The organism is Thiopseudomonas acetoxidans (assembly GCF_030362935.1).
GTDB classification, from domain to species: domain Bacteria; phylum Pseudomonadota; class Gammaproteobacteria; order Pseudomonadales; family Pseudomonadaceae; genus Thiopseudomonas; species Thiopseudomonas acetoxidans.
Genome location: NZ_JAUCDY010000003.1, coordinates 180,955 through 205,950, shown reverse-complemented (window position 1 = coordinate 205,950; position 24,996 = coordinate 180,955). Strand labels below are relative to the sequence as shown.

The following is a 24,996-nucleotide window of genomic DNA, read 5'->3' as shown; positions in this document are numbered from 1 at the left end:
GATTAAAGCCAAATACATGTATAAATTAACTCGCAAATTAATGTTTAAACTGTCACCAGAAACCAGTCATGACTTGTCAATTGACTTGCTAGGCATGTCTGGTCGATTAGGTTTGAGCAACGTTTTTTGCAAAAAAACAGCACAGCTTACGACCACAGTGATGGGCATAGACTTTCCCAATCCCGTAGGCTTGGCGGCAGGTTTAGATAAAAACGGTGATGCTATCTTAGGTTTGTCAGCTCTGGGTTTTGGTTTTATCGAAATTGGCACCATCACGCCAAGACCGCAACCCGGCAACCCCAAACCGCGTATATTTCGTTTGCCGCAAGCGCAGGCGATTATTAACCGCATGGGTTTTAATAACAAAGGGGTGGATTACCTGCTGGAGCGGGTTAAAAACGCTCAATTCTCTGGTGTGCTGGGTATTAATATCGGCAAAAACGTAGACACTCCAGTTGAGCGTGCTGTGGATGATTATCTGATTTGCTTAGATAAGGTGTACCAGCATGCCAGTTATGTCACCGTTAATATCAGCTCGCCCAACACTCCTGGTTTACGCAGCCTGCAGTTTGGTGATTCTTTAAGAGAGTTGTTAACAGCGTTACAACAGCGCCAAGAAGACCTTACCCAGATGCACGGCAAACGCGTTCCCATAGCCGTAAAAATAGCGCCGGATATGAGCGATGAAGAAATTGTTGAGGTGGCACAAATCGTACTGGATTGCGGTATGGACGGCATTATTGCGACCAATACGACGCTGGAACGCAAGGGCGTTGAAGGCATGCGTTATGCCGATGAGGCTGGCGGTTTGTCGGGTGCCCCAGTACTTGAGCAAAGCACCCATGTGGTTAAGGTGTTGGCTGAATATTTAAGCGGGCGCTTACCTATTATTGCTGTGGGTGGTATCACCTCAGGTGTGCATGCAGCTGAAAAAATTGCTGCCGGCGCTAGTTTGGTACAAATTTATTCGGGCTTTATTTATCAAGGTCCGGCTTTGATTCGTGAGTCGGTGGATGCGATAGCAAGTATGCGTAACAGCCAAGCAGGTAAGCAACAAGAATGACACAGTCCAAATTGTACTCAGTAGAACTTACCTGCCCCAAAAGTCTTGAAGGTTTGCTGCTTGAAGAAGCACAGTCACTGGGTTTGCAACAGGCCAAAGAGCGTCCTGCCGGTGTTAGTGGCCTGGCAAGCCTAGAAGATGCCTACCGTATGTGCCTGTGGTCACGCCTGGCTAACCGTGTGTTATTGGTGTTGGCCCAAGTGAAAATTGGTAATGCCGACGAGCTTTATGCCGCCGTGCAAAGTATTGACTGGTATGAACATCTTGATGCTAAAGGCAGTCTTGCGGTTGACTTTAGCGGTCGTGGCAGCGGCATTGATAACACCCACTTTGGTGCGCTGAAGGTCAAAGATGCCATTGTTGATGCACTGCGCGACAAGCTTGGAAATCGCCCGACTGTTGAAAAAAATCAACCCGATTTGCGTGTGCACGCTCATATTCAGCGTGGTCAATTTACCTTGGCTATAGACCTGTCCGGCGCGAGTCTGCACCAGCGTGGTTATCGATTGCAGCAGGGTGCGGCACCTTTAAAAGAAAACCTCGCTGCTGCTATTTTGCTGCGTGCCGGTTGGCCGCAACTGGCTAAACAAGGTTACGCATTGAGCGATCCCATGTGCGGCATGGGTACGTTTCTTATTGAAGGTACCATGATGGCAGCTGATATAGCGCCAGGCTTGCAGCGAGAGTACTGGGGTTTTAATGGTTGGTTGGGGCATGTGCCGGCAATTTGGCAGCGTTTAACCGAGGAAGCCAAGCAGCGTGCTGAGCAGGGTTTAAATCAGCCACCGCTATGGATTCGCGGCTATGAAGCCGACCCAAGACTGATTCAACCCGCACGTAACAATATTGAACGTGCTGGATTGTCAGAATGGATAAAAATTTATCAGGGTGAATTAGCAACGTTCGCACCGCAGCCGGATCAAGGCCAAGCCGGTTTGGCGGTATGTAATCCGCCTTATGGCGAACGCTTAGGTGATGAAGCGAGTTTACTGTATCTCTATCAACATCTAGGCGAGCGTTTACGTACTCAGTGCTTGGGCTGGCAGGCCGCGATTTTTACCGGTGCGCCTGAGTTGGGACGGCGTATGGGTTTACGCAGCCATAAGCAATATGCTTTTTTTAACGGCGCTATCCCGTGTCGCTTGTTGCTGTTTGATGTACAGCCAGAACAGTTTGTTTTGGCGGGGCAGAAACACAAGCAGGGTGATACGGCTGCCAATGATACCAAACAAGAACCCGCCATGCTCAGTGCGGGTGGGCAAATGTTTGCTAACCGACTGCAAAAAAACCGCAAACAGCTCAATAAATGGCTGAACAAAAATCAAATCAGTTGTTACCGCCTCTATGATGCCGATATGCCGGAATATGCATTGGCGATTGATATCTACGGTGATTGGGTGCATGTGCAGGAATATGCAGCGCCCAGCTCAGTGGATGCTGATAAAGCGCAGGCACGCTTATTGGATGCCTTAGCAGCAATCCCTCAGGCATTAGATATACCCAGTGAGCGCATCGTATTAAAGCGTCGTGAGCGTCAAGCAGGTTTGCGTCAATACGAACGCCAAGCTGATAAGGGTGAGTTCTTAGAAGTGCAGGAAGGCGGGGCTAAGCTGCTGGTTAATCTGACTGATTATCTGGATACCGGTGTGTTTTTAGATCACCGTCCCATGCGTATGCGGATTCAGCAGGAAGCCCAGGGCAAACGTTTTCTTAACCTATACTGCTATACCGGCGCTGCTACGGTGCATGCGGCAATCGGTGGTGCGCGAACAACCACCAGCGTGGATTTGTCAAAAACCTACCTAGATTGGGCCAAACGTAATTTAGCGTTAAATGGTTTTTCTGAAAAGCATCAACTGGTTCAAGCCGATGTGATGCATTGGCTCGCTGAACAGCAAGGTAGCTACGATTTAATTTTTATCGATCCGCCTACTTTCTCTAACTCCAAGCGCATGCAGGGCTTTTTTGATGTGCAACGCGATCAGCTGCCTTTATTGCAACAAGCTATGCGTCTTCTGGCTCCGGCAGGTGTGCTATACTTTTCCAACAATTTTCGCCGTTTTGAATTGGATGCCAAACTCAGCGAAGAGTATCAAGTAGAAGAAATCAGTGCGCAAACTATCGATACTGATTTTGCCCGTAACAGCAAAATACATCGCGCCTGGCGCTTTACACATAAAGCCTGATACTTCCTGTTCAGGCTTGTTTTTTTAGTTTTACAAATCAGTTATGCCCACCGGGAGGTGCCACTATGTCAGATACACCCATCCAGCCACCAGCTGGAGAAAAATTACAGAAAGTTTTAGCCCGTTTAGGTATTGCCTCGCGCCGAGAAGCCGAGCAATGGATAAAAGACGGTCGTATTCAGGTTAACGATAAGCGCGCTACCTTAGGACAAAGAGTGTCTGCTCGGGACAGCCTGAGCGTGGACGGGCGACCTGTTAAGCAAGATCCAAAACAAGGTGTTTTGCGCCGCGTTATTATTTATAATAAGCCAGAAGGTGAGGTCTGCACCCGTCACGATCCAGAAGGACGGCCAACGGTTTTTTCTCGCCTACCTAAGCTGCAAGGCGGGCGCTGGATTAATATCGGGCGCTTAGACATCAATACCACGGGCTTGCTGATGTTTACTACGGACGGTGAGCTGGCTAATCGCTTGATGCATCCCTCGTACAATATGGACCGTGAGTATGCGGTGCGCGTGCGTGGTGAAGTGACTGAGGAAATGATCGAAAATCTGAAGAAAGGTGTCATGCTAGAGGACGGTATGGCCAAATTTAGCGATGTTCAGGTGGCTCCCGAAGGCGATGGTTTAAACCGCTGGTATCACTGTGTGGTGATGGAAGGGCGCAACCGTGAAGTGCGTCGCTTATGGGAATCCCAGGGGGTGGTCGTTAGCCGTTTGAAGCGTGTGCGTTTTGGGCCGGTATTTTTGACTGCTGATATCAGTGTGGGTCGCTGGCGGGAAATGACGCAGTACGAGATCGATATTCTGAGTAAAGAAGTACAACTTGAGCCAGTTGCACTGCCTGAAATTACGCAAAAACACCGTGAGAAGGTGCAGCGCCAAGAGCGCAGGCTCGCAAAGCCGGTGAATACAAGGGCAGCGCGTTACAAGAAACCACGTGCTTAGTTTTTAAAAACCTTATCCGTTGTTGAGGTTGCAGACTAATACTAGCCTGCAACCTGTAAGCAATTACGCCCATTTCGCTTAGCTGTATACAGCGCATAGTCAGAGCGCTTAATAAAGCTGTCTTGTTCTTCAGCGTCATGCAAGGTGGCGCAGCCTAAACTGGCAGATAAAGTTACTGCTTGCCCTTCAAAGTCGACAACCAAGCTTTCAATGGCATGGCGAATTCGCTCGCCCACTAACTGTGCGTACTCACTGCAGGTGTTGGGCAAAGTAATCAAAAACTCCTCACCGCCAAAACGGAAGATTGCATCACTGGTGCGTAGTTGCACCTGCAGTAACTGAGCAATTTCAGTCAGCACCTTATCGCCACAGGCGTGGCCGTAGTTATCGTTGATGTTTTTAAAGTAATCAATATCCAGCATAATAATGGACAGCGGTTGCCTAGCACGTCGAGCCGTGTCCATATCACGCTGCAGGGTTTTGCTCATGGCGGCGCGATTACCAACACCAGTTAGTGGATCTAGCAAGGCGCTTTGAATGGCGGCATGGTATTTCAGCCCATTGCGCAGCGGGAAAATCAGGCTGGTAGTAAGGCTTTCAAAGCTGATGAGTTCTTGCTCATGAAATTTTTTCGAGCGTTGTAAGAACAGATCACCCAAGTATTCGCCTTGAAAGGTTAAGCGGTAATTCACTGCATAAAGCGCATTCGCGCTACCGATTATTACATTGACGCTTTGCGTGGCATGTATGTAATGCAGAGCGTCATAGCGCACTAAATACTGACTGCTTTGAAAGAAGATTTCTAAAATCTCAGCAACTTCTAAAGTGGTCTGTAACTGACCACTAATCAGCTGACTTACTTCGGTGTAACTGGCAGGAGACTTAATAGCAGCAGTTTTAGCTTGGGAGTCCGCCCGCATTAATTGAGCTAACTCGAAATCAACTACATTGGAAACCTGTGGCATGCTCATAGTAACAACTCACTTAGTTCTTTTTGGTTTCCTAGGCTAAAGCTATTTTCGTGCCACCTTCTAATTATACTTATAAATCAACGGGTTATGCTTTTTGTCTGCGAAGATTAGGCGTTTCAAAGGCGAGGGTGGCAATATAATGTCACCGACATAAATTGCTATTGTTTTTTGACGCTGAGCAAAGGAGGCAGGTTTGCTATGAAGACAAAGAAAGAGCACGCAGCGGTTAAACTGGGTGCTCTACATGGGGGGTGTTATTGCGCGTTTAAAGCCTGGCCGTTGATGCCTTGGCTGTCAGGACCCATGAGGTACAGGTAAACCGGCATGATCTCTTCGGGAGTTGGGTTGTTGTTTGGGTTTTCGCCCGGATAGGCGGTGGCGCGCATAGAGGTACGGGTCGCGCCGGGGTTCACGCTGTTAGCACGGACATGGGTTTCATCCAGCTCGTCAGCTACTACTTGCATTAAGCCTTCAGTAGCAAATTTAGAGACGGCATACGCGCCCCAATACGCACGACCTACGCGGCCCACACCGCTGGAGGTGTAAATAATTGACGCATCTTTGGACAGGCGCAATAAGGGTAGAAGTGCGCGCGTCAAAGAAAAAGTTGCCTGCACGTTTATCTGCATGACTTGAGCGAACTTCTCATCAGCGAGTTGTTCAATGGGCGTGCGCGGACCAAGAATAGAAGCGTTGTGCAGCAGACCGTCAAGACAGCCAAATTCTTGTTCAATCATCGCACCCAGCTCATCAATTTGAACAGTTGTGGCGTGTTCCAGATCCAGTGGTACCACTACAGGTTCTGGATGTCCTGCAGCGCTGATCTCATCATAGACTTGGTTAAGATTGCTTTCTGTTTTACCCAACAAAAGCACAGTCGCTCCGTGAGCAGCATAGGTTTTTGCGGCGGCAGCGCCAATACCGCGACCAGCACCTGTTACTAATACAGTGCGATCTTTTAATAGATCGGGTTTTGCTTTGTAATCAAACATTTACAACTCTCTCGTTGGTAAATAATAAGGGTTTTAATTCGGTCAGAAGTTGCTCTGATTGCGCAATAAAATGGTCTGCCCCCCAGCTTTGTGGGTTGTCGGTGTGTTTGTGATAGCCATAGCCGACCGCAATACTGGGCATGTTGGCTGCCTTAGCCGCTTGGATGTCGCGCTGATCATCGCCTAGGTAGATAACCTGACTGGGTTCAATGCCAAGTTTTTGGCAGGCCAGCAGTAGCATATCAGGTGCAGGTTTGGCTTGGTTTACGTGCTCGGGACAAACGAGCACAGCCATGCGTTCAAGCAAACCTAGCTGCTGCACAATAAGCTCAGCAAATTGCACAGGCTTATTGGTTGCTACGCCCCAAGGAATAAGCTGTTGGTCCAGATGGCGAAGCAGTTCGGGCAAACCTGCAAAGGGACGTGTATAGCGCGTACAATTATCTTGGTAGCGCTGCAAAAAATCATCTTTGCAGGCGCTAAATTCAGCATCATTGGCTGTTAACTCCAGCGCCGTGCTAACCATGGCGACTGCACCCGCGGAAGCCTGTCGCCGAATACAACTCTCGTCGATTGCCGGCATGCCGCGTTCATGCCGCATCTGCTGCAGGATGGCAATAAAGTCTTGGGCGCTATCCACAAGAGTGCCGTCGAGATCAAATAAAACCGCCCGTATGTTCATGTTGAATCAGAGTGGCTTGCTGCAATGCAGCATATAGTTTACATCCACATTGCTTTCTAGCTTGTACCGTTTTAACAGCGGGTTGTAGGTTAAACCGATAATGTCGTGGGTGTGCAAACCTGCTTCACGGCTCCAGGCGCCCAGCTCAGATGGTTTGATAAACTTCTTGTAATCGTGCGTGCCGCGCGGCAGCATGCGTAACACATACTCAGCACCCACCACGGCTAGCAAATAGGCCTTGGGGTTGCGGTTAATCGTAGAGAAAAACACCTGTCCACCCGGTTTCACCAAGTGATAACACGCCTGAATAATCGAGGCGGGGTCGGGGACGTGCTCAAGCATTTCCAAGCAAGTGACCACATCAAACTGCTCTGGCATTTCTTTTGCCAGCTGCTCGGCAGTAATTTGCCGGTAATCCACTTCAACGCCAGTTTCTAACTGATGCAGACGGGCAACGGCTAAAGGTGCTTCGCCCATATCAATGCCGGTGACTTTGGCGCCACGCAGCGCCATGGCTTCACTTAAGATGCCGCCGCCACAACCCACGTCCAAGACGCGCTTGCCGGCCAGTGGTGCGCGCAAATCAATCCAGTTAACTCTCAGTGGGTTAATGTCATGCAGGGGCTTAAACTCGCTTTCGCGATCCCACCAGCGATGAGCCAAGGCTTCGAATTTAGCAACTTCCAACTGATCGACGTTTGGCATGGAGATTCCTGTAATTTGGTTAAAATAATGCTGCATATGATGCCAGCTTTGACCGATTTTTGCTGCACTGTGCAGCGGCTTTAAGATTGTTTGCAGAGTTATTGAACGATATTTTGCTTCAATAAAGAGCTCTAGTTGTTTGTTTTAGATATCTTTTCTTGCCAGAACATGGCTTTGTGCTTTATCTCTTGCGTATTCATGCGTAACAACTGGCGGTTAGCGAGTAACTGTTTTCCACCGACCCACACATGCTCAACCTGCTCGCTGCTGGCGGCATAAATAAGTTGTGAAACCGGATCGTAGACAGGCTGCGTTGCAAGAGCCGACAGATTAACACTGAGCAAATCAGCCAGCTTGCCCACTTCTAAACTACCAACCAACTCCTCCATGCCTAAGGCACGTGCGCCGTTCAAGGTTGCCATACGCAACGCTTGGTGAGCATTGAGCGCGCTGGCGTCGTTGGCCACAGCTTTAGCCAGTAGAGCAGCGGTCCGGGTTTCCTCGAGCAGGTTCAGGTTGTTGTTACTGGCAGCACCATCTGTGCCTATGGCGACATTAACACCTGCCTGCCATAAGCGCTCAACTGGGCAAAAACCGCTGGCAAGCTTAAGGTTCGATTCAGGGCAGTGAATAACGCTGCAGTTGTTTTGCACGAGCAGCTCAATATCCTCGTTATTTACCTGCGTCATATGCACGGCTTGGAAACGCGGGCCGAGTAAACCCAGTTTAGCTAAACGCGCTAATGGCCGCTGTCCGTATTTGTCCAGACTCTCCTGTACTTCATGTGCAGATTCATGCACATGCATTTGTATTGGGATATCTAATTGATTAGCTAGGGTGAGTACCTTACTTAGATTCTCGTCATTAGCTGTGTAGGGTGCGTGCGGGCCAAAACCAATCTGGATACGTGGGTGGTGTTTAAAATCATCAAACAGGCTTAAACCCTGGCGTATAGCCTCATCTGTGTCCCGTGCGCCGGGCATTGGGAAGTCTATAATGGGCATGTTGATTTGCGCACGTATACCGCTGTGGTGCACCTGTTGACACAGGATTTCTGGATAAAAATACATATCAGAAAAACAGGTAATGCCGTTGAGCAGTTGCTCGGCAATCGCCAGTTCTGCGCCATCCTGAACAAAATGCTCATTAACCCACTTGGACTCAGCCGGCCAGATATGTTCTTGCAACCAAGTATGCAAGGGCAGGTCATCAGCCAGCCCCCTAAACAAGGACATGGCCGCATGGCCGTGGGCATTAACCAATCCCGGTATAAGCAGGCTTTCTCGCAGCTCTAGTACCTGCGTTGCAGGATGTTTGAGTGCTTGTTCGCGAGGTGCAATCAGGCTGATTTTATCGCCGCTAATACCTAGTGCGTAATGGCTAAGCACGACACCGGCAGGCTCAACAGGTACCAGCCATCTGGGTAGAATAAGTAAGTCTAGGTGTGCTTGTGATGTCATGCAAAAAATCCTTGGAATATTCAAGTGGCAGAGTATAGCCAAAGCAGCTGCAAGAGAGCAGCTGGCAGGTTAAGAATTTCAGCTATTCGCCGAGGATGCAGGACGTTTGTCAGCAATACCGACTAAAGCAAGACATTCTATTGTGCGAGGTACAGGCACTTTTGCCACGCATCCTTTATACTACACCGCATTTTTCTACGGGTGAAAACGATGCGTGAACAACTGATAGCCGCTGAGCGTATTAAGGCGCTTGAATGGAAAGAGGGCGCTTTATGGCTGCTGGATCAACGCGTGCTGCCTTTAAATGAAAGCTGGATTGAGTGCCAAACCTCGGTGCAAGTGACCCAGGCCATTAGCGATATGGTGGTACGCGGTGCGCCGGCTATTGGCATAGCTGCCGCTTTTGCTGTGGTATTGGCGGCGCGGCAGCGCTATCAGGATGAGCCGCACAGTTGGCGCAGTGCCATGGAAGAGGATTTGCAACAGTTGGCTGCATCCAGACCCACAGCCGTCAATTTATTTTGGGCTATTGAGCGTATGCGCAGTGTCTTAGCTAAAGTTCCTGCCCAAACCTCCCCTTTGCCTCTGCTGGAGCAGGCGGCGCTAGAGATTTATCACAGCGATCGTGAAGCCAATTTGATTATGGCGCAGCTGGGGATGGAGGTTATTCGACATCATTGCGAAGCGCCTCAGCACGTATTGACCCACTGCAATACCGGGGCCTTGGCAACCGGCGGTTTCGGCACAGCTTTAGGCGTTGTGCGCGCTGCGTACTTGGCAGGTTTGGTCAATCATGTGCATGTGGATGAGACTCGCCCTTGGTTGCAAGGCTCGCGTTTAACCGCTTGGGAGCTAGCCAGCGATAAAATTCCGTTAACGGTGAACGCTGACTCAGCCGCTGCACATTTATTGCGCGAAGGAGATATTACGTGGGTGATTGTGGGGGCGGATCGCATTACGGCCAATGGCGATGTGGCCAACAAGATAGGTACGTATCAGCTATCGGTATTAGCCCGCTATCACGATGTACGTTTGATGGTGGTCGCGCCCAGTTCAACGATTGATATGCAACTGCAAACAGGCGCCGATATCGTGATTGAAGAACGCACGGCCGATGAGCTGTTTACAGTAGCGGGAGTGCAAATAGCTGCATCTGTGCCTGCGTTTAATCCAGTGTTTGATGTGACTCCAGCACATTTGGTGGATGTAATAGTGACCGAGCGTGGAGTGGTTGAGCAGCCCACGTTGGAGAAAATGCAGCAGTTAATGAGCCATGCAGCGCTGCACTGAGTGCCAGCGATGAAGCCTAAGCAAGGATATTAAGTCAATGGTTTCACAACTACAACGCACCCCTAGGCGCGACTAAAGCTAAATGTGCTATACTTCGCCAGTTAAATTGCATCACTAATCAATAAGGAACCATGCTTCCATGGGTGACATAGCCAAAGAAATTTTGCCGATCAGCATCGAAGATGAGATGCGTCAATCCTACCTCGACTATGCCATGAGCGTAATCGTGGGCCGTGCATTACCCGATGCGCGTGACGGTTTAAAACCCGTACACCGTCGCGTTCTATTTGCGATGAAAGAACTGGGTAATGACTGGAACAAACCCTACAAGAAATCTGCCCGTGTGGTGGGTGATGTTATCGGTAAATATCACCCGCACGGTGATATTGCTGTATACGACACCATTGTACGGATGGCGCAGCCATTTTCATTGCGCTACATGCTGGTAGATGGTCAGGGTAACTTTGGTTCGGTTGATGGTGATAGCGCTGCAGCAATGCGTTATACCGAAGTGCGTATGGCTAAGTTAGCGCACGAATTGCTAGCTGACTTGGATAAAGAAACCGTTGACTGGGTACCCAACTACGATGGTACCGAGCAAATCCCGGCGGTTATGCCGACAAAAGTTCCCAACCTACTAATCAACGGCTCTTCTGGTATTGCGGTGGGTATGGCCACCAATATTCCACCTCACAACCTCACTGAAGTCATTAATGGCTGCTTGGCGCTGATTGAGAACCCCGAGATTAGCGTTGATGATTTGATGCAGTTCATTCCCGGACCAGACTTTCCAACGGCGGCGATTATTAATGGGCGCGCCGGTATTATCGAGGCCTACCGCACCGGTCGTGGCCGTGTTCATATTCGTGCGCGCACTGAGGTTGAAGACATTGATAAAGTAGGCGGACGTCAGCAAATTGTTATTAATGAGCTGCCCTATCAGGTCAACAAAGCTAGGCTGATTGAAAAAATCGCTGAGTTAGTTAAAGAAAAGAAAATCGAAGGTATCAGTGAATTACGTGATGAGTCTGATAAAGACGGTATGCGCGTTGTCATTGAGCTGCGTCGTGGTGAAGTGCCAGAGGTAGTACTGAATAACCTCTATGCGCAAACCCAGATGCAAACGGTGTTTGGTATTAACACTGTCGCATTGGTCGATGGCCAGCCGCGTTTGCTGAACCTTAAGGATCTGCTTGAAGTGTTTGTGCGTCACCGCCGCGAAGTGGTGACCCGCCGTACCGTATTTGAACTGCGTAAAGCACGTGAGCGAGGCCATATTTTAGAAGGCCAAGCTGTTGCATTATCCAATATTGACCCAGTTATTGAGCTAATCAAAAAATCGCCCACGCCAGCAGAAGCTAAAGAGCGTTTATTGGCAGTGGGCTGGGCATCAGGCTCTGTGGTGGAAATGGTTGAGCGCGCTGGCGCAGAATCATGCCGTCCAGATGGACTCGCTGAACAATATGGTTTGCGTGAAGGGCTGTATTACCTATCGCCAGAACAGGCGCAAGCCATTCTAGAATTACGCTTGCACCGCCTAACAGGGCTGGAGCATGAAAAGCTGCTCACCGAATACCAGGAGATTCTGCAACAAATAGGCGAGCTGCTGGCCATTTTGGGTAGTGAAGAGCGTTTACTTGAAGTGATTTGTGAAGAGCTGCAACAGATTAAGCGTGATTATGGCGATGAACGTCGTACGGAAATCTGCGCATCACAGGTTGATTTGACCATTGCTGACCTGATTCCTGAAGAAGAACGTGTAGTGACTATCTCGCACGGTGGTTATGCCAAGAGTCAGCCGCTTGAGGTGTATCAAGCGCAACGTCGCGGTGGTCGTGGCAAGTCAGCCACAGGCGTTAAAGAAGAAGACTATATCGAACATCTATTGGTAGCTAACAGCCATGCCACGCTACTGCTGTTCTCCAGTAAAGGTAAAGTGTACTGGTTGCGCACCTTTGAAATCCCGGAAGCGTCACGCACCTCACGTGGTCGTCCACTGGTCAACTTGCTCCCATTGGAAGAAGGCGAGCGCATTACCGCGATGCTGGAAATTGACCTAGAAGCACTTAATGCACAAGCCGGTGAAGACGACAATGATGACGATGAGGTTATCGAGGTCGCGGATACTGCAGTTGAGCAGGATGAAGATGACAGCACGGATGAGCTGGAGTATGACGAAGCCGACGGTGCCTACATCTTTATGGCGACCGCCAAAGGTACAGTCAAGAAAACACCACTCATTCAGTTCCGTCGCCCGCGTACCTCAGGTCTGATTGCCTTGCGCTTAGATGAGGGAGATACCCTGATTGCTGCAGCTATTACTGATGGCTCCAAGCATGTCATGCTGTTCTCTGACGGCGGCAAAGTGATTCGTTTCAAAGAAAGCAAAGTTCGCCAAATGGGTCGTACGGCTCGTGGTGTGCGCGGTATGCGTTTACCAGAAGGGCAACGCTTAATCTCCATGCTAATTCCTGAGCAAGAGGCTTACATCCTGACAGCTTCAGAAAAAGGCTATGGCAAGCGCACCTCGCTTAGCGAGTTCCCACTGCGTGGACGTGGCGGGCAGGGTGTTATCGCACAAGTGCAAAATGAGCGTAACGGCGCATTGGTCGGAGCGGTGCAGGTGCACGACGGAGAGGAAATCATGTTGATTTCTGACCAGGGCACCCTAGTACGTACCCGTGTTGATGAGATTTCCAGTCAGTCGCGCAACACCCAAGGCGTTACTCTTATTCGTTTGTCCAAAGATGAACACTTGGTGGGCATTGAACGGGTACAAGAGCCTTCTGATACTGATGACTTACCACTGGATGAGACTGAGGCGGACGCTGATACCGATGCCGCGCAGGACTCAACAGAATCTGCAACCAATCAAGAGTAAAACTCCATGACTAAAAGAGCCTATAACTTTTGCGCAGGTCCTGCGGCACTTCCTGAGGCAGTGCTACAGCAGGCACAAAAAGAACTGTTAGACTGGCAGAGTAAAGGCGTTTCCATCATGGAAATGAGCCATCGCAGTGATGAGTTTGTGGGAGTCGCGAATCAGGCAGAGCAAGATCTGCGCGATTTACTGAGCATCCCTGAACACTACAAAGTGCTGTTTATGCAGGGCGGTGCCAGTCAACAATTTGCACAAATTCCACTGAATTTTTTGCCGGAAAGCAGCAGTGCTGATTACATCGATACCGGCATTTGGTCGCGCAAAAGCATTGATGAAGCTCGACGTTATGGAAATATCAATGTGGCTGCTTCTGCTAAAAAATATGACTATTTTTCTATTCCTGGACAAAACGAATGGCAGCTGAATAAACAAGCTGCCTATGTGCACTACACCACCAATGAAACTATCGGTGGTCTGCAGTTTGACTGGATTCCTGAATCAGGAGACGTACCCCTAGTAGCGGATATGTCTTCCGATATTTTATCTCGACCAGTTGATGTAAGCCGTTTTGGCATGATCTACGCGGGTGCACAGAAAAATATCGGTCCTAGCGGTTTGGTCGTCGCCATTGTGCGCGAAGACTTGCTGGGTAAGGCGCGTGCTAGCTGCCCAACTATGCTTGATTATAAAGTAGCAGCGGACAACGGTTCGATGTACAACACGCCACCTACGTTCTCATGGTACTTATCCGGTTTGGTATTTAAGTGGCTTAAAGAGCAGGGCGGTGTTGAAGGTATGGCCAAGCTTAACTTTGAGAAGCAACGCCTGCTTTATGAGTACATTGATAAGAGCGATTTTTATACTAACCCAATCAGTAAAAGCGCCCGTTCGTGGATGAATATCCCGTTTCGTTTGGCGGATGCACGTTTGGAGCAAGCATTTTTAGCCGGTGCGCAAGAGCGAGCATTGCTTAATCTGCAGGGTCACCGCTCAGTTGGTGGCATGCGTGCTTCGATTTATAACGCAGTCCCTATGGCTGCCGTAGAAGCATTGATTGACTATATGCGAGCCTTTGAGAAGGAAAAAGCCTAAATGAGCGAACAAGAATTGCAGGCACTACGTGTACGCATTGATAGCCTTGATGAGAAAATCCTTGAGCTAATCAACGAGCGTGCCAGCTGTGCTCAAGAAGTGGGTCGCGTCAAAGAGGCGAATCTTGCGGAAGGAGAGCTGCCCGTGTTTTATCGACCCGAGCGTGAGGCTCAGGTGTTGAAACGCATTATGGAGCTGAACAAAGGCCCCCTGGACAGTGAGGTAACAGCACGTCTATTCCGCGAGATTATGTCCGCCTGTTTAGCACTCGAAAAGCCCTTAACAGTGGCTTATCTAGGCCCAGAAGGTACGTTTTCGCACGCTGCGGCATTAAAGCATTTCGGACAGTCAGTGATTGCCAAGCCCATGGCGGCTATTGATGAGATTTTTCGTGAGGTCGTGGCTGGCGCTGTTAGCTACGGCGTAGTGCCGGTGGAAAACTCGACCGAGGGTGCGATCAACCACACGCTGGATAGCTTTTTAGAGCACGATATCTCTATTACCGGTGAAGTCGAGCTGCGCATCCACCATCACTTGCTGGTGGGTGAGAACACGAAAACCGATCACATTACCCGCATTTACTCTCATGCCCAGTCGTTAGCGCAGTGCCGCAAATGGCTGGATGCTCACTATCCGAATGTTGAACGCGTCGCCGTTTCTAGTAACGCTGAAGCAGCTAAACGAGTTAAAAGCGAGTGGAGTAGTGCGGCAATCGCTGGCGATATGGCCGCAAAGCTTTACGGTTTAACTGTTCTAGCTGAAAAAATTGAAGACCGTCCCGATAACTCAACACGTTTTTTGATTATTGGTAATGACGCAGTGCCGCCATCAGGCGAGGATAAAACCTCCGTAATTGTCTCGGTAAGCAATAAGCCCGGTGCATTGCACGAGCTTTTGATACCTTTCCATGACAACGGTGTTGACTTAACCCGCATTGAAACGCGTCCATCACGCAGTGGTAAGTGGACCTATGTGTTTTTTATTGACTTAGTCGGCCACCAAAAGAGCCCACTGGTTAAAGATGCGCTTGAGAAAATTACCGCAAAATCGGTAGGCGTCAAAGTATTAGGCTCTTATCCAAAAGCTGTGCTCTAACCAAGCCAAAGGCAACTATTATATGACCTGTAATTTTTTAGCGTTGGCGCGCCCTAATCTGCAAGGACTCTCTCCCTATGTTCCGGGCAAGCCTATAGAAGAACTGGCGCGTGAATTAGACTTAAATCCAGCCGATATTGTTAAACTGGCCAGCAATGAAAACCCTTTAGGACCTAGCCCTAAGGTGTTGACAGCAATAGAAAAAGAGCTGCCTGAGTTAACCCGCTATCCTGACGGTAATGGTTTTATACTTAAGCAAAAGCTGGCTGAGCATTATGGCGTTGAGCCTGAGCAAGTCACCTTGGGTAATGGCTCCAACGATATTTTGGACTTAGTAGCACAAGCCTGGCTTGCGCCGGGTTTGAACGCAGTATTCAGTCAGTATGCGTTTGCTGTTTACCCCATAGCCACCACTATCGCTGGTGCTGAGTGCCGTGTGGTGCCAGCCAAAGACTACGGTCATGATCTTGAAGCGATGCTGCAAGAGATTGACGAAAACACCCGTGTGGTATTCGTTGCCAATCCTAATAACCCAACCGGCACTTGGTTTGATGTCACCAGTCTAGAGCAGTTTTTAGCCGCTGTACCGGAGCATGTGATAGTGGTGCTGGATGAAGCCTATATTGAATATGCCGCCAGTTCAGAGTTGCCAGACGGTATGAAATACTTGGCTAACTATCCCAATTTAATTGTGACTCGCACCTTCTCTAAGGCATATGGTTTAGCCGGTTTACGGGTCGGCTACTCGATTTCCTCAGCGCAAATTGCCGATGTAATCAACCGTATTCGTGAACCCTTTAACGTCAACAGCTTGGCGCTAGTTGCCGCCTGCGCTGCACTTGAGGATGAGGATTATTTATTCCGCAGCCGTCAGGCAAACGAGCAGGGTATGGAGCAGTTGGAGTTAGGACTGAATGCCTTGGGCTTACGATGGATTAACTCAAAGGGCAACTTTATTGCGGTTGATTTCCAACAGGATGCCAGCGCAATTAACCAAGCTTTACTGGAGCGCGGCGTTATTGTGCGCCCAGTCGCAGGCTATGGCATGCCTAATTTTTTACGGGTTTCCATAGGCACTCATGAAGAAAACGCGCGCTTTCTGACTGTGTTAAAACAGATTTTATCCGATGGTTGATAAGGCTATGCCTACAGTAAAAACAACAACATTAGGTAGGCTGGTCATTGTGGGTATGGGCTTAATTGGCTCATCCCTAGCTAAGGCAATACGCCCAACGCGCCTGTATGCTGAGGTTGTAGGTGTGGATACCGTTCTGGATTCGTGTCAGCAAGCAGTTGCCATGGGCGTGGTGGACAGTGCCAGTCAAGACTTGCCGGCCGCCGTTCTGCACGCCGATACCATAGTGCTGGCAGTGCCTGTCTTGGCGACAGAAAAAATACTGCAACAATTGGCGCAACTTAAACTGGCTGACTCCTGTGTCATTACCGATGTGGGGAGTGTAAAAGGCGTTTTTGTTGCCGCTGCGCAACGTGCGTTTGGCTACTTGCCGCATAATCTTGTGCCGGCCCATCCAATAGCCGGTTCGGAGCGCAGTGGAGTAACCGCCGCGGATGCTACGTTATTTAAGCATCACAAAGTTATTTTAACGCCTCATGCGCACACCGCTGAGCTAGCTTTGACTAGAGTGCGCCAGCTGTGGTCGGCGACTGGTGCCGATGTGGAATGCATGGATGTGCAAAGCCACGACCGTGTGTTGGCAGCCACCAGCCATTTACCGCATTTGCTGGCGTTTGGTTTGGTTGATTCTCTGGCTAAACGCAGCGAAAACCTAGAAATTTTTCGCTATGCCGCAGGTGGTTTTCGTGACTTCACCCGCATTGCCGCCAGTGACCCGGTGATGTGGCATGACATTTTTCTATCCAACAAGGACGCAGTGCTGCATCAACTGGATGAGCTTAATGCGGATTTGGTCGTGCTGCGCCAAGCAATAGCAGAGGGTGACAGTCACTACTTACTGGGGGTTTTCACCCGTGCACGCGCTGCACGCGAACACTTTAATACAATTTTGGCACAACGGGCTTATATACAAACTATGCTTGATAATGATTTGGTTTTTCTCGCCAACCCTGGCGGTAATGTTAACGGGTGCATTCGTGTGCCGGGTGATAAGTCAATTTCCCACCGCGCTATTATGCTGGGCTCATTAGCTGAGGGTACGACCGAAGTTGAAGGCTTTTTGGAAGGTGAAGATGCTTTGGCTACTATCCAAGCATTTCGCGACATGGGTGTGGTGATTGAAGGTCCACACGAAGGACGCGTTGTCATTTATGGCGTGGGGCTACATGGTTTACAAGCGCCACCGGGACCTATTTATGTCGGCAACTCAGGCACTACCATGCGTTTGCTGTCTGGAATTTTAGCTGGACAAGCTTTTGATACCATCTTAACTGGTGATGCCTCGCTAACTAAACGGCCAATGAACCGTATCGCCAAGCCGCTACGTGAAATGGGTGCGATGATTGAGACAGCAGCAGAAGGGCGTCCACCCTTAACTATCCGTGGTGGTCATCCACTTACCGGCATACATTATGATATGCCAATGGCAAGCGCACAGGTTAAATCCTGCTTATTGCTGGCGGGTATGTATGCCAAAGGTACAACTTCTGTTACGGAGCCTGCGCCAACCCGCGATCACTCCGAACGCATGCTGCAAGGTTTTGGTTATCCGGTAGAAGTGCATGGCGCTAAAACGAAAATTGAAAGTGGACATAAACTCACCGCCACGCATATTGAAGTGCCTGCAGATATCTCATCAGCGGCGTTCTTTATGGTGGCGGCCAGCATCGCGGAAAACTCAGAGCTAGTGCTTGAGCATGTAGGCATTAACCCAACCCGCACAGGTGTTATCGATATCCTGAAATTAATGGGTGCAGATATTAGCTTGGAGCGTATTCGTGAAGTGGGCGGTGAGCGTGTGGCGGATATTCGCGTACGCAGTGCCTCGCTTAAAGGTATAGAGGTGCCAGAAGAGTTGGTTCCGCTGGCAATTGATGAGTTTCCCGTGCTCTTTATTGCAGCAGCCTGTGCGCAAGGGCGAACGGTCTTGCGCGGCGCAGAAGAATTGCGGGTTAAAGAATGCGACCGCATTCAGGTAATGGCCGAAGGTTTAACCACGCTAGGTGTACAAGTAGAAACGTTAGCGGACGGGATCATTATTGATGGCGGGCCAATGGGCGGCGGCGAAGTTTGGGCGCATGGTGATCACCGCATAGCCATGTCCTTCAGTGTGGCCTCTTTGCGTGCTACGCAGCCAATATATATCCATGACAGCCAGCATGTGGCGACATCTTTCCCCAATTTTTTAACCTTATGTGCGCAAGTGGGTATGCACGTTTCAGTCAACGCGGAGACACAAGCATGAGCGTAATTCCGGTAATCACAATCGACGGACCTAGCGGTTCAGGCAAAGGTACAGCTACCGCGCTGGTGGCTCAGGCTCTTGGGTGGAACCTTCTAGACTCGGGCGCGCTGTACCGCATACTGGCATTGGCTGCCGAGCAGTCAGGCATCGCACGCACCAATGAAGCGAGCTTGCGTACACTGGCCGCGCAGCTTCCGGTTGAGTTTACTGGCGAGCGCATTTTGCTTAATGGTGCCGATATTAGTCGCGCAATTCGTAGTGAAACGGTAGGCACATTTGCTTCTGAAATTGCTGCCTTGCCTAGTGTGCGTGAAGGGCTTTTAAAACGTCAGCATGCATTTAGAGAACTACCAGGGCTCGTTGCTGATGGTCGTGATATGGGAACTGTTATTTTCCCTGAGGCGCCGTTGAAGGTATTTTTAACCGCCAGTGCTGAAGAACGTGCGCGACGTCGTTATTTACAGTTGAAGGATTCGGGCGAAACTGTTAATCTCGCGGATCTTGTAGAGGAGATCCGTGCGCGTGATGAACGCGACATAAATCGCCCTATAGCACCCTTAAAACCTGCAGAAGATGCAGTGGTTCTTGATTCAACCACTATGACCATCGAACAGGTAGTAAACCATATTCTAAGTGAAGCCACTTCAAGGGGCCTAACTGGATAATCGTTGTAATACAACGTTCTAATAAAGCCGGGTTAATCCAGAAAACATTAACTAGGTTTTGTACTTATAAATACAGACCACATTGTCTGGAATGTGGATAGGGTCGAATGACTCTCAATAGCAGGATTAAACATGAGCGAAAGCTTTGCAGAACTTTTTGAAGAAAGCCAAAAAACTCTTGATATGCAACCAGGCTCGATCATTGAAGGTATGATCGTAAGCATCGACGGCGACTGGGTTGCTGTTGACGCTGGCTTGAAGTCAGAGGGCGTTATCCCCGTTGAAGAATTCTACAACGAGCAAGGTGAACTAACCATTAAAGTGGGTGACGTGGTTCGCGTAGCACTGGATGCGGTTGAAGACGGTTTCGGTGAGACCAAGTTATCCCGCAGAAAAGCCAAAAACGCAGAGTCATGGCTGGTTCTCGAAGCCTCTTTCAATGCTGAGGAAGTGGTTACCGGTATTATTAACGGTAAGGTTAAAGGTGGTTTCACTGTTGATGTCAACGGTATCCGTGCCTTCTTGCCGGGCTCACTGGTAGATGTACGTCCAGTACGTGACACTGCTCACCTCGAAGGTAAAGAGCTAGAATTTAAAGTTATCAAGCTAGACCAAAAGCGCAACAACGTTGTTGTATCACGTCGTAGCGTTCTTGAAGCAGAAAACAGTGCTGAGCGTGATGCGCTGCTAGAAAATCTGCAAGAAGGTCAGCAAATTAAAGGTATTGTTAAGAACCTCACTGACTACGGTGCGTTTGTTGACTTGGGCGGCGTAGATGGCTTGCTGCACATTACCGACATGTCTTGGAAGCGTATTAAGCACCCAAGCGAAATCGTTAACGTTGGCGATGAAATTGACGTTAAGGTGCTTAAGTTTGACCGTGAGCGTAACCGCGTATCTCTAGGCCTGAAGCAATTGGGTGAAGATCCATGGATTGCAATCAAAGGTCGTTACCCAGAGGGTACTCGTACCATGGCTCGCGTTACCAACCTCACAGACTACGGCTGCTTTGCTGAGCTGGAAGAAGGTGTTGAAGGTCTGGTACACGTTTCTGAAATGGATTGGACCAACAAAAACATTCATCCTTCCAAAGTGGTTCAGTTGGGCGATGAAGTTGAAGTTCAGGTTCTGGACATCGATGAAGAGCGTCGTCGTATTTCTTTGGGTATCAAGCAGTGTAAAGTTAACCCATGGGAAGACTTCTCTAGCCAGTTCAACAAGGGCGACAAAATCTCAGGTACCATTAAGTCCATTACTGACTTCGGTATCTTTATCGGCCTAGACGGCGGTATTGATGGTTTGGTTCACTTGTCAGACATCAGCTGGCACGAAGCAGGCGAAGAAGCCGTACGCAACTACAAGAAAGGTGATGAGCTAGAAACCGTTATTCTTTCCGTAGATCCAGAGCGTGAGCGTATTTCTCTTGGCGTTAAGCAGCTAGAAGACGATCCTTTCTCCAGCTATGCATCACTCAACGAAAAAGGCACTATCGTTCGCGGTACTGTTAAAGAAGTTGATGCCAAGGGCGCTATTGTTGTCCTAGCCGATGAAGTAGAAGCTGTATTGAAAGCATCAGAAATCAGCCGCGACCGTGTTGAAGATGCGCGTAACGTACTGAAAGAAGGCGACGAAGTTGAAGCTAAAATCATCAACATCGACCGCAAGTCTCGCGTCATTAACTTGTCCATCAAGTCTAAAGACGTTGAAGATGAAAAAGATGCAATGAAAGAGTTGCGTAAGCAAGAAACTGAAGCAGCTGGACCAACTACCATTGGTGAGTTGATTCGTCAGCAGATGGAAAACCAGAACTAAGTTCTAGTTTCACTGCACAAAAAAGGGAGGATTTATCCTCCCTTTTTTTACGGCTAAAATATGTAAAAAATAACAGTCTCGGAGCCAATCCATGTTGCACTGCATTCTTTTCAGCACACTAGGTTGCCATCTCTGTGATGAAGCAGAGGCTATTTTGGCACCGCTATTGAGCGTACTGCCCTTGCAAATAGAATGGGTAGATATCATTGAGAAGGAAGAGTGGGTGGAACGCTACGGGATACATATTCCTGTGGTTATGCGCCTAGATACGCAGGCTGAATTATACTGGCCTTTTACTACTGAACAGGCGTATGCATTCCTTAAATGATTTTGTCGCGTAAATGTTCAGCGGCCTGATTTAAAGCTTCAATAATGCGCTCTTTGTCGTAGCTTTGAATGTTGTTGGTATCCATGTACATGGAAAAGCCTGACAGCTCGTGCTCGACAAAACTGCGTGTCTCGCCCAGATCTCGGCGGTAGTCAACAACTTGGAAAATCTGTATCGGACGGGTAAAGCCTTTTACTTGTATCTGACCTTTGTCGCGTCCCATAACCACGTCTTTAACCAGCGAGTAGGTTTCGGTTGAGATAAGAATTTCGTTGGCGTCAGCGGCACTTTCAAGTCTGCTCGCTAAGTTTACTTCACGTCCAATAATGGTGTAATCCATACGCGTTTCTGCACCAAAGTTACCGACTGTGCAATAACCTGTGTTGATACCCATGCGTATTTCCAGAGGTTTATCAATGCCTTGCGTGCGCCAATGCTGGCGTAGTACCTTCATATGCTTACGCATTTCAATGGCCATGGAAACCGCAGCCAGGGCATCTTTTTTAGCGCCATGCGTGCTGGGGTCACCAAAGAAAATCATCACGCTGTCACCGATAAACTTATCGATAGTGCCGCCATACTTAAGTGCGATCTTAGACATTTCATTCAAGTAAGTATTTAACACATCGGTTAACGCTTCCGCTTCAAGCTCTTCAGACAGCTCGGTAAAACCCTTGATGTCGGAAAAAAACACCGTTAACTTTTTACGCTGTGCTTCTAGCTTTACACCACGTTTGCCAGAGAAAATAGATTCCCACACCTGTGGAGATAAATATTTAGCCAAGCTGTGGGCCAGATGTACAGCTTTAGCCTGTTCACGTTTAACCTGTTCCTTGGCTTTTGATAGAAGCATTCCCTGAAAATACACGTAATACGCCATATAGCAAAAATAAAGAGCAGCGGCTGCAAAAGCGGCTGTGGATATAAGCAAGGGTGTTTGCAACATAAGTGGCGGTTGCAAGAAAAACCATAGCGCCAACGCCGTTGAAATAAACGCCAAGCAGCCGGCCAGTAATGCTTTTATCCCACCATGAATCAGTGCAGAAAAGACAACTATCAATGCCGCTAATAAAGAGGGGATCAAGGAGAAGCCGACGAGGGCAGTAAAGCCACCCATCAAGGCAGCATCGATAAATCTAAAGCTTTGTTGTTGGGCGGCTCCTGCAGGATCTTTGAAGTGCTCTATCAGCAACTTAACAAAGTGAGGGTACAGCAAAGCAAAAGGAATCAACCAAATGAGAGTGTTATTATTGAAGTGCTTTAGATAGCATCCTGTCGCTACAGTAGCCGCAATCAGTAAATAAGCTAAAGTGCGCGAGTAATATTCAGATAGCAGAAGGTTAGTGGTTTCATAATACGTGTTTGAAGTTGCATCTTGCTTCATTATATGGAGATCCCTGTTTTACACGACCACAATAATAACATGGCTATTTTTTCTAGCTAGACTTAATCGAAACACTATTTTCTCCGCCGCTAAAAATTGCCGAATGTATTAGTATACTCTTCTTACAAGCAGCATTAGGAACACTTATGGACGCATTAGATTTATTGCTTACACGCACTTCAATGTCGCGCTTAGAGGCGCCCGCTCCGAATGCTGAGCAGCTAGATATTATGTATCGTGTTGCTTTAAGAGCACCTGATCATGGTCAGGTTCGACCGTGGCGTTTTTTGACCATAGAGGGGCAGGGGCGTGAAGCATTGGGTGAGTTGTATGCAAAGGCATTAATACACCAAAACCCACAAGCCAGTGCCGAGCAGATCAAGCGGGCACGTGCAATGCCATTAAGAGCGCCGATGATCATTGTTATTATCGCCTGCAAACAAGAGCACCCTAAAGTGCCTGAGTATGAGCAGATTATCGCGGCAGGTTGTGCAGCTCATGGTTTGTTGCTGGCGGCGCAAGCGCAAGGCCTAGGTGCGTTTTGGCGCTCTGGTGAAATGACAGATAATAAACACGTTACCCAGCAGCTTGGACTGCAAGAAAATGAGCAAATTATCGGCTATATGTATGTAGGCACGCCTTCCAGCGACTGTAAAATAGGAGCGCAGTTAGAGCCAGCGGAGTTTGTTAGCAGCTGGCCTAACTAAAATAGGGCAATTCAATGGTAGCGATAAAACCGCCATGCCTGTGATTGGCTAGGCTAAGTTGACCACCTAATTGGTGCACAGCACGTTCGGTAATAGTTAAGCCCAAACCATAGCCTGTGGTTTGCTGGTTTTTTTCCCGTACAAAGGGCTGCGTGAGCTGGCTTAACAAGCTGTCATTCACGCCGGGACCGTGGTCTCTAATTGTGATAACCAGCTTATTGCTATGTAGCACGACCTGTATTTCAACCGGTTTATCCGCTGGGCTAAAACGTACCGCATTACGCAACAGATTATCTAGGACGCGCTGCAAAAGGCTTTTTGCCAGGTTTAAGTTTACGGGGCTAGGGCAGTTAAGTTGTATCTGCTGCTCAGGCGTAAAAAATGCGCAATCATCTTGTAGCTCATGCAATAACGCGCACAATTCAAAGCTTTCTGGTTTAGGAGTTTCTTGCTCCATGCGCGCTAATACCAGCATCTCATTAATGAGGGTATCAAGACGCTCGCACTCCAAGGCAAGCTTTGGCCAGAATTCCTGTTGTTTTTGCGCCGGTGCACGCTCAGTTAAGGCTAAACCAACCTGCAAACGCGCTAAAGGGGAGCGTAATTCGTGAGAGACATCCCGTAGCAACTGGCGTTGACTGTTGAGCATGTTTTGCAGGCGTTGCCCCATTTTGTTGAAGTCAGCAGCCAACACACCAAACTCGTCTTTGCGCTGGGCCAGTTCGGCCAAATGTTTTTGTTGATAAGCCGATTCTCCCAGCTCACGCACAGCATGGCGTAAGCGCGTAAGGGGGCGAGTAATGGAGAAGGTTAATAACAGACTAATTAGTGTTAAAACAACCACCGCGACAAGCACCAGCAGCAATGGACCAAAACCATGTCCGTATTGCCATTTAGCCAGTTCAGAGCGCGGAATGCGGTGAATAAATAAGAAGGTATTTCCTTGTGGCGTGCTAATTTCTTGCGCCAGTCTGCGCCAGCTTGAATGTGTATTGTTTGACGGGTTGTTTATATTGATTGGCGCATTACGCATTCTGCTGCTGGTCGAAACAAGCTGGCCGTCTTCATCAAAGACCTGGGTGTAAATACGGTGTTCTTGTCGTAATTTATGCAAGGCTTGCTGGGCTTGGGATAACTCGCCTTGCTCATACAGCTGCAGCCATTGCTCAGTCAGTTGGGAAAAAGCAGGGTGGTGGGACAGTATCCAAGCATCTTGATTAAAGAAGCGCGTCAATAGAAAGGTTAGTGTGCCCGTTAAGATAAGCGCTAACCAAAAAGCACCTAAAACCCGCCAAAATAACGATCGCATGCTAACCCCTGAAATAAAAACGCTGCTGCCTAGTGCTTAAGCAGCAG

Annotated in this window: 19 protein-coding genes and 1 pseudogene; 13 read left to right on the top strand and 7 right to left on the bottom strand. The window is 48.8% G+C overall.

Going from position 1 to position 24,996, the window contains the following annotated elements; all coding sequences use genetic code 11:
- The first annotated feature begins 16 nt into the window (after nucleotides 1-16).
- From QEZ41_RS04190 to rluB, 3 genes and pseudogenes are all read left to right on the top strand, one after another.
- A complete protein-coding gene (locus QEZ41_RS04190; protein WP_289410129.1) occupies nucleotides 17-1,063 on the top strand; it encodes a quinone-dependent dihydroorotate dehydrogenase in 1,047 nt (348 codons plus the stop codon).
- A complete protein-coding gene (rlmKL, locus tag QEZ41_RS04185; RefSeq protein WP_289410128.1) occupies nucleotides 1,060-3,249 on the top strand; it encodes a bifunctional 23S rRNA (guanine(2069)-N(7))-methyltransferase RlmK/23S rRNA (guanine(2445)-N(2))-methyltransferase RlmL in 2,190 nt (729 codons plus the stop codon). Before QEZ41_RS04190 ends, rlmKL begins: the two co-directional genes overlap by 4 nt.
- Nucleotides 3,250-3,314: 65 nt before the next feature.
- Nucleotides 3,315-4,187, top strand: a pseudogene (gene rluB, locus QEZ41_RS04180) (23S rRNA pseudouridine(2605) synthase RluB); the annotation flags it as partial.
- A 50-nt stretch (nucleotides 4,188-4,237) separates the two neighbouring features.
- On the opposite strand, the gene QEZ41_RS04175 reads toward rluB, so the two are convergent.
- From QEZ41_RS04175 to QEZ41_RS04155, 5 genes are all read right to left on the bottom strand, one after another.
- Nucleotides 4,238-5,167, bottom strand: a complete 930-nt coding sequence (locus tag QEZ41_RS04175) for a GGDEF domain-containing protein (RefSeq protein WP_289410127.1) — start codon at nucleotides 5,165-5,167, stop codon at nucleotides 4,238-4,240.
- A 254-nt stretch (nucleotides 5,168-5,421) separates the two neighbouring features.
- Nucleotides 5,422-6,159 (bottom strand): YciK family oxidoreductase, encoded by a 738-nt coding sequence (locus QEZ41_RS04170; protein ID WP_289410126.1) that lies wholly within the window; start codon nucleotides 6,157-6,159, stop codon nucleotides 5,422-5,424.
- Complete coding sequence (locus QEZ41_RS04165) at nucleotides 6,152-6,841, bottom strand: HAD-IA family hydrolase (RefSeq protein ID WP_289410125.1); 690 nt, start codon at nucleotides 6,839-6,841, stop codon at nucleotides 6,152-6,154. The genes QEZ41_RS04170 and QEZ41_RS04165 overlap by 8 nt, the downstream gene beginning before the upstream one ends.
- Before the next feature lie 6 nt (nucleotides 6,842-6,847).
- On the bottom strand, nucleotides 6,848-7,546 hold the full coding sequence (ubiG, locus tag QEZ41_RS04160) for a bifunctional 2-polyprenyl-6-hydroxyphenol methylase/3-demethylubiquinol 3-O-methyltransferase UbiG (RefSeq protein WP_289410124.1): 699 nt from the start codon (nucleotides 7,544-7,546) through the stop codon (nucleotides 6,848-6,850).
- A 131-nt stretch (nucleotides 7,547-7,677) separates the two neighbouring features.
- Nucleotides 7,678-9,006: a TRZ/ATZ family hydrolase gene (locus tag QEZ41_RS04155; RefSeq protein ID WP_289410123.1), complete on the bottom strand. Its 1,329-nt coding sequence runs from the start codon at nucleotides 9,004-9,006 to the stop codon at nucleotides 7,678-7,680.
- Between the two features lie 210 nt (nucleotides 9,007-9,216).
- Here QEZ41_RS04155 and mtnA point away from each other — a divergent pair, with 210 nt between their 5' ends.
- From mtnA to QEZ41_RS04110, 9 genes are all read left to right on the top strand, one after another.
- The gene (gene mtnA / locus QEZ41_RS04150; protein WP_289410122.1) at nucleotides 9,217-10,296 is read left to right on the top strand and encodes an S-methyl-5-thioribose-1-phosphate isomerase; all 1,080 of its coding nucleotides are present in this window, start codon (nucleotides 9,217-9,219) and stop codon (nucleotides 10,294-10,296) included.
- A gap of 139 nt (nucleotides 10,297-10,435) precedes the next feature.
- Nucleotides 10,436-13,177, top strand: a complete 2,742-nt coding sequence (gene gyrA, locus QEZ41_RS04145; RefSeq protein ID WP_289410121.1) for a DNA gyrase subunit A — start codon at nucleotides 10,436-10,438, stop codon at nucleotides 13,175-13,177.
- 6 nt (nucleotides 13,178-13,183) lie between these two features.
- Entirely contained in the window at nucleotides 13,184-14,269 is a 1,086-nt protein-coding gene (gene serC, locus QEZ41_RS04140; RefSeq protein ID WP_289410120.1) for a 3-phosphoserine/phosphohydroxythreonine transaminase, read from the top strand.
- Entirely contained in the window at nucleotides 14,270-15,364 is a 1,095-nt protein-coding gene (pheA, locus tag QEZ41_RS04135; RefSeq protein ID WP_289410119.1) for a prephenate dehydratase, read from the top strand. It abuts the gene before it with no gap.
- 22 nt (nucleotides 15,365-15,386) lie between these two features.
- Nucleotides 15,387-16,499, top strand: a complete 1,113-nt coding sequence (hisC, locus tag QEZ41_RS04130) for a histidinol-phosphate transaminase (RefSeq protein WP_289410118.1) — start codon at nucleotides 15,387-15,389, stop codon at nucleotides 16,497-16,499.
- Nucleotides 16,492-18,744, top strand: coding sequence for a bifunctional prephenate dehydrogenase/3-phosphoshikimate 1-carboxyvinyltransferase (locus tag QEZ41_RS04125; protein WP_289410117.1), 2,253 nt, complete (start codon nucleotides 16,492-16,494; stop codon nucleotides 18,742-18,744). The genes hisC and QEZ41_RS04125 overlap by 8 nt, the downstream gene beginning before the upstream one ends.
- Entirely contained in the window at nucleotides 18,741-19,409 is a 669-nt protein-coding gene (gene cmk / locus QEZ41_RS04120; RefSeq protein WP_289410116.1) for a (d)CMP kinase, read from the top strand. Before QEZ41_RS04125 ends, cmk begins: the two co-directional genes overlap by 4 nt.
- 132 nt (nucleotides 19,410-19,541) lie before the next feature.
- Entirely contained in the window at nucleotides 19,542-21,221 is a 1,680-nt protein-coding gene (rpsA, locus tag QEZ41_RS04115; protein ID WP_289410115.1) for a 30S ribosomal protein S1, read from the top strand.
- A 91-nt stretch (nucleotides 21,222-21,312) separates the two neighbouring features.
- The gene (locus QEZ41_RS04110) at nucleotides 21,313-21,549 is read left to right on the top strand and encodes a glutaredoxin family protein (RefSeq protein WP_289410114.1); all 237 of its coding nucleotides are present in this window, start codon (nucleotides 21,313-21,315) and stop codon (nucleotides 21,547-21,549) included.
- Here QEZ41_RS04110 and QEZ41_RS04105 read toward each other — a convergent pair.
- Nucleotides 21,542-22,933: an adenylate/guanylate cyclase domain-containing protein gene (locus QEZ41_RS04105; protein WP_289410113.1), complete on the bottom strand. Its 1,392-nt coding sequence runs from the start codon at nucleotides 22,931-22,933 to the stop codon at nucleotides 21,542-21,544. The genes QEZ41_RS04110 and QEZ41_RS04105 overlap by 8 nt on opposite strands.
- A 146-nt stretch (nucleotides 22,934-23,079) precedes the next feature.
- Here QEZ41_RS04105 and QEZ41_RS04100 point away from each other — a divergent pair, with 146 nt between their 5' ends.
- The gene (locus QEZ41_RS04100) at nucleotides 23,080-23,640 is read left to right on the top strand and encodes an NAD(P)H nitroreductase (RefSeq protein WP_289410112.1); all 561 of its coding nucleotides are present in this window, start codon (nucleotides 23,080-23,082) and stop codon (nucleotides 23,638-23,640) included.
- Here QEZ41_RS04100 and QEZ41_RS04095 read toward each other — a convergent pair.
- Nucleotides 23,633-24,949: a sensor histidine kinase gene (locus QEZ41_RS04095; RefSeq protein WP_289410111.1), complete on the bottom strand. Its 1,317-nt coding sequence runs from the start codon at nucleotides 24,947-24,949 to the stop codon at nucleotides 23,633-23,635. The two genes, QEZ41_RS04100 and QEZ41_RS04095, sit on opposite strands and share 8 nt — an antisense overlap.
- Nucleotides 24,950-24,996 lie beyond the last annotated feature (47 nt).

What these genes read in the sequence shown, in the direction of transcription:
- QEZ41_RS04190 (WP_289410129.1), top strand. Translation starts at nt 17, where the DNA reads ATGTATAAATTAACTCGCAAATTAATGTTTAAACTGTCACCAGAAACC.
- rlmKL (WP_289410128.1), top strand. Translation starts at nt 1,060, where the DNA reads ATGACACAGTCCAAATTGTACTCAGTAGAACTTACCTGCCCCAAAAGT.
- QEZ41_RS04175 (WP_289410127.1), bottom strand. Translation starts at nt 5,167, where the DNA reads ATGAGCATGCCACAGGTTTCCAATGTAGTTGATTTCGAGTTAGCTCAA.
- QEZ41_RS04170 (WP_289410126.1), bottom strand. Translation starts at nt 6,159, where the DNA reads ATGTTTGATTACAAAGCAAAACCCGATCTATTAAAAGATCGCACTGTA.
- QEZ41_RS04165 (WP_289410125.1), bottom strand. Translation starts at nt 6,841, where the DNA reads ATGAACATACGGGCGGTTTTATTTGATCTCGACGGCACTCTTGTGGAT.
- ubiG (WP_289410124.1), bottom strand. Translation starts at nt 7,546, where the DNA reads ATGCCAAACGTCGATCAGTTGGAAGTTGCTAAATTCGAAGCCTTGGCT.
- QEZ41_RS04155 (WP_289410123.1), bottom strand. Translation starts at nt 9,006, where the DNA reads ATGACATCACAAGCACACCTAGACTTACTTATTCTACCCAGATGGCTG.
- mtnA (WP_289410122.1), top strand. Translation starts at nt 9,217, where the DNA reads ATGCGTGAACAACTGATAGCCGCTGAGCGTATTAAGGCGCTTGAATGG.
- gyrA (WP_289410121.1), top strand. Translation starts at nt 10,436, where the DNA reads ATGGGTGACATAGCCAAAGAAATTTTGCCGATCAGCATCGAAGATGAG.
- serC (WP_289410120.1), top strand. Translation starts at nt 13,184, where the DNA reads ATGACTAAAAGAGCCTATAACTTTTGCGCAGGTCCTGCGGCACTTCCT.
- pheA (WP_289410119.1), top strand. Translation starts at nt 14,270, where the DNA reads ATGAGCGAACAAGAATTGCAGGCACTACGTGTACGCATTGATAGCCTT.
- hisC (WP_289410118.1), top strand. Translation starts at nt 15,387, where the DNA reads ATGACCTGTAATTTTTTAGCGTTGGCGCGCCCTAATCTGCAAGGACTC.
- QEZ41_RS04125 (WP_289410117.1), top strand. Translation starts at nt 16,492, where the DNA reads ATGGTTGATAAGGCTATGCCTACAGTAAAAACAACAACATTAGGTAGG.
- cmk (WP_289410116.1), top strand. Translation starts at nt 18,741, where the DNA reads ATGAGCGTAATTCCGGTAATCACAATCGACGGACCTAGCGGTTCAGGC.
- rpsA (WP_289410115.1), top strand. Translation starts at nt 19,542, where the DNA reads ATGAGCGAAAGCTTTGCAGAACTTTTTGAAGAAAGCCAAAAAACTCTT.
- QEZ41_RS04110 (WP_289410114.1), top strand. Translation starts at nt 21,313, where the DNA reads ATGTTGCACTGCATTCTTTTCAGCACACTAGGTTGCCATCTCTGTGAT.
- QEZ41_RS04105 (WP_289410113.1), bottom strand. Translation starts at nt 22,933, where the DNA reads ATGAAGCAAGATGCAACTTCAAACACGTATTATGAAACCACTAACCTT.
- QEZ41_RS04100 (WP_289410112.1), top strand. Translation starts at nt 23,080, where the DNA reads ATGGACGCATTAGATTTATTGCTTACACGCACTTCAATGTCGCGCTTA.
- QEZ41_RS04095 (WP_289410111.1), bottom strand. Translation starts at nt 24,949, where the DNA reads ATGCGATCGTTATTTTGGCGGGTTTTAGGTGCTTTTTGGTTAGCGCTT.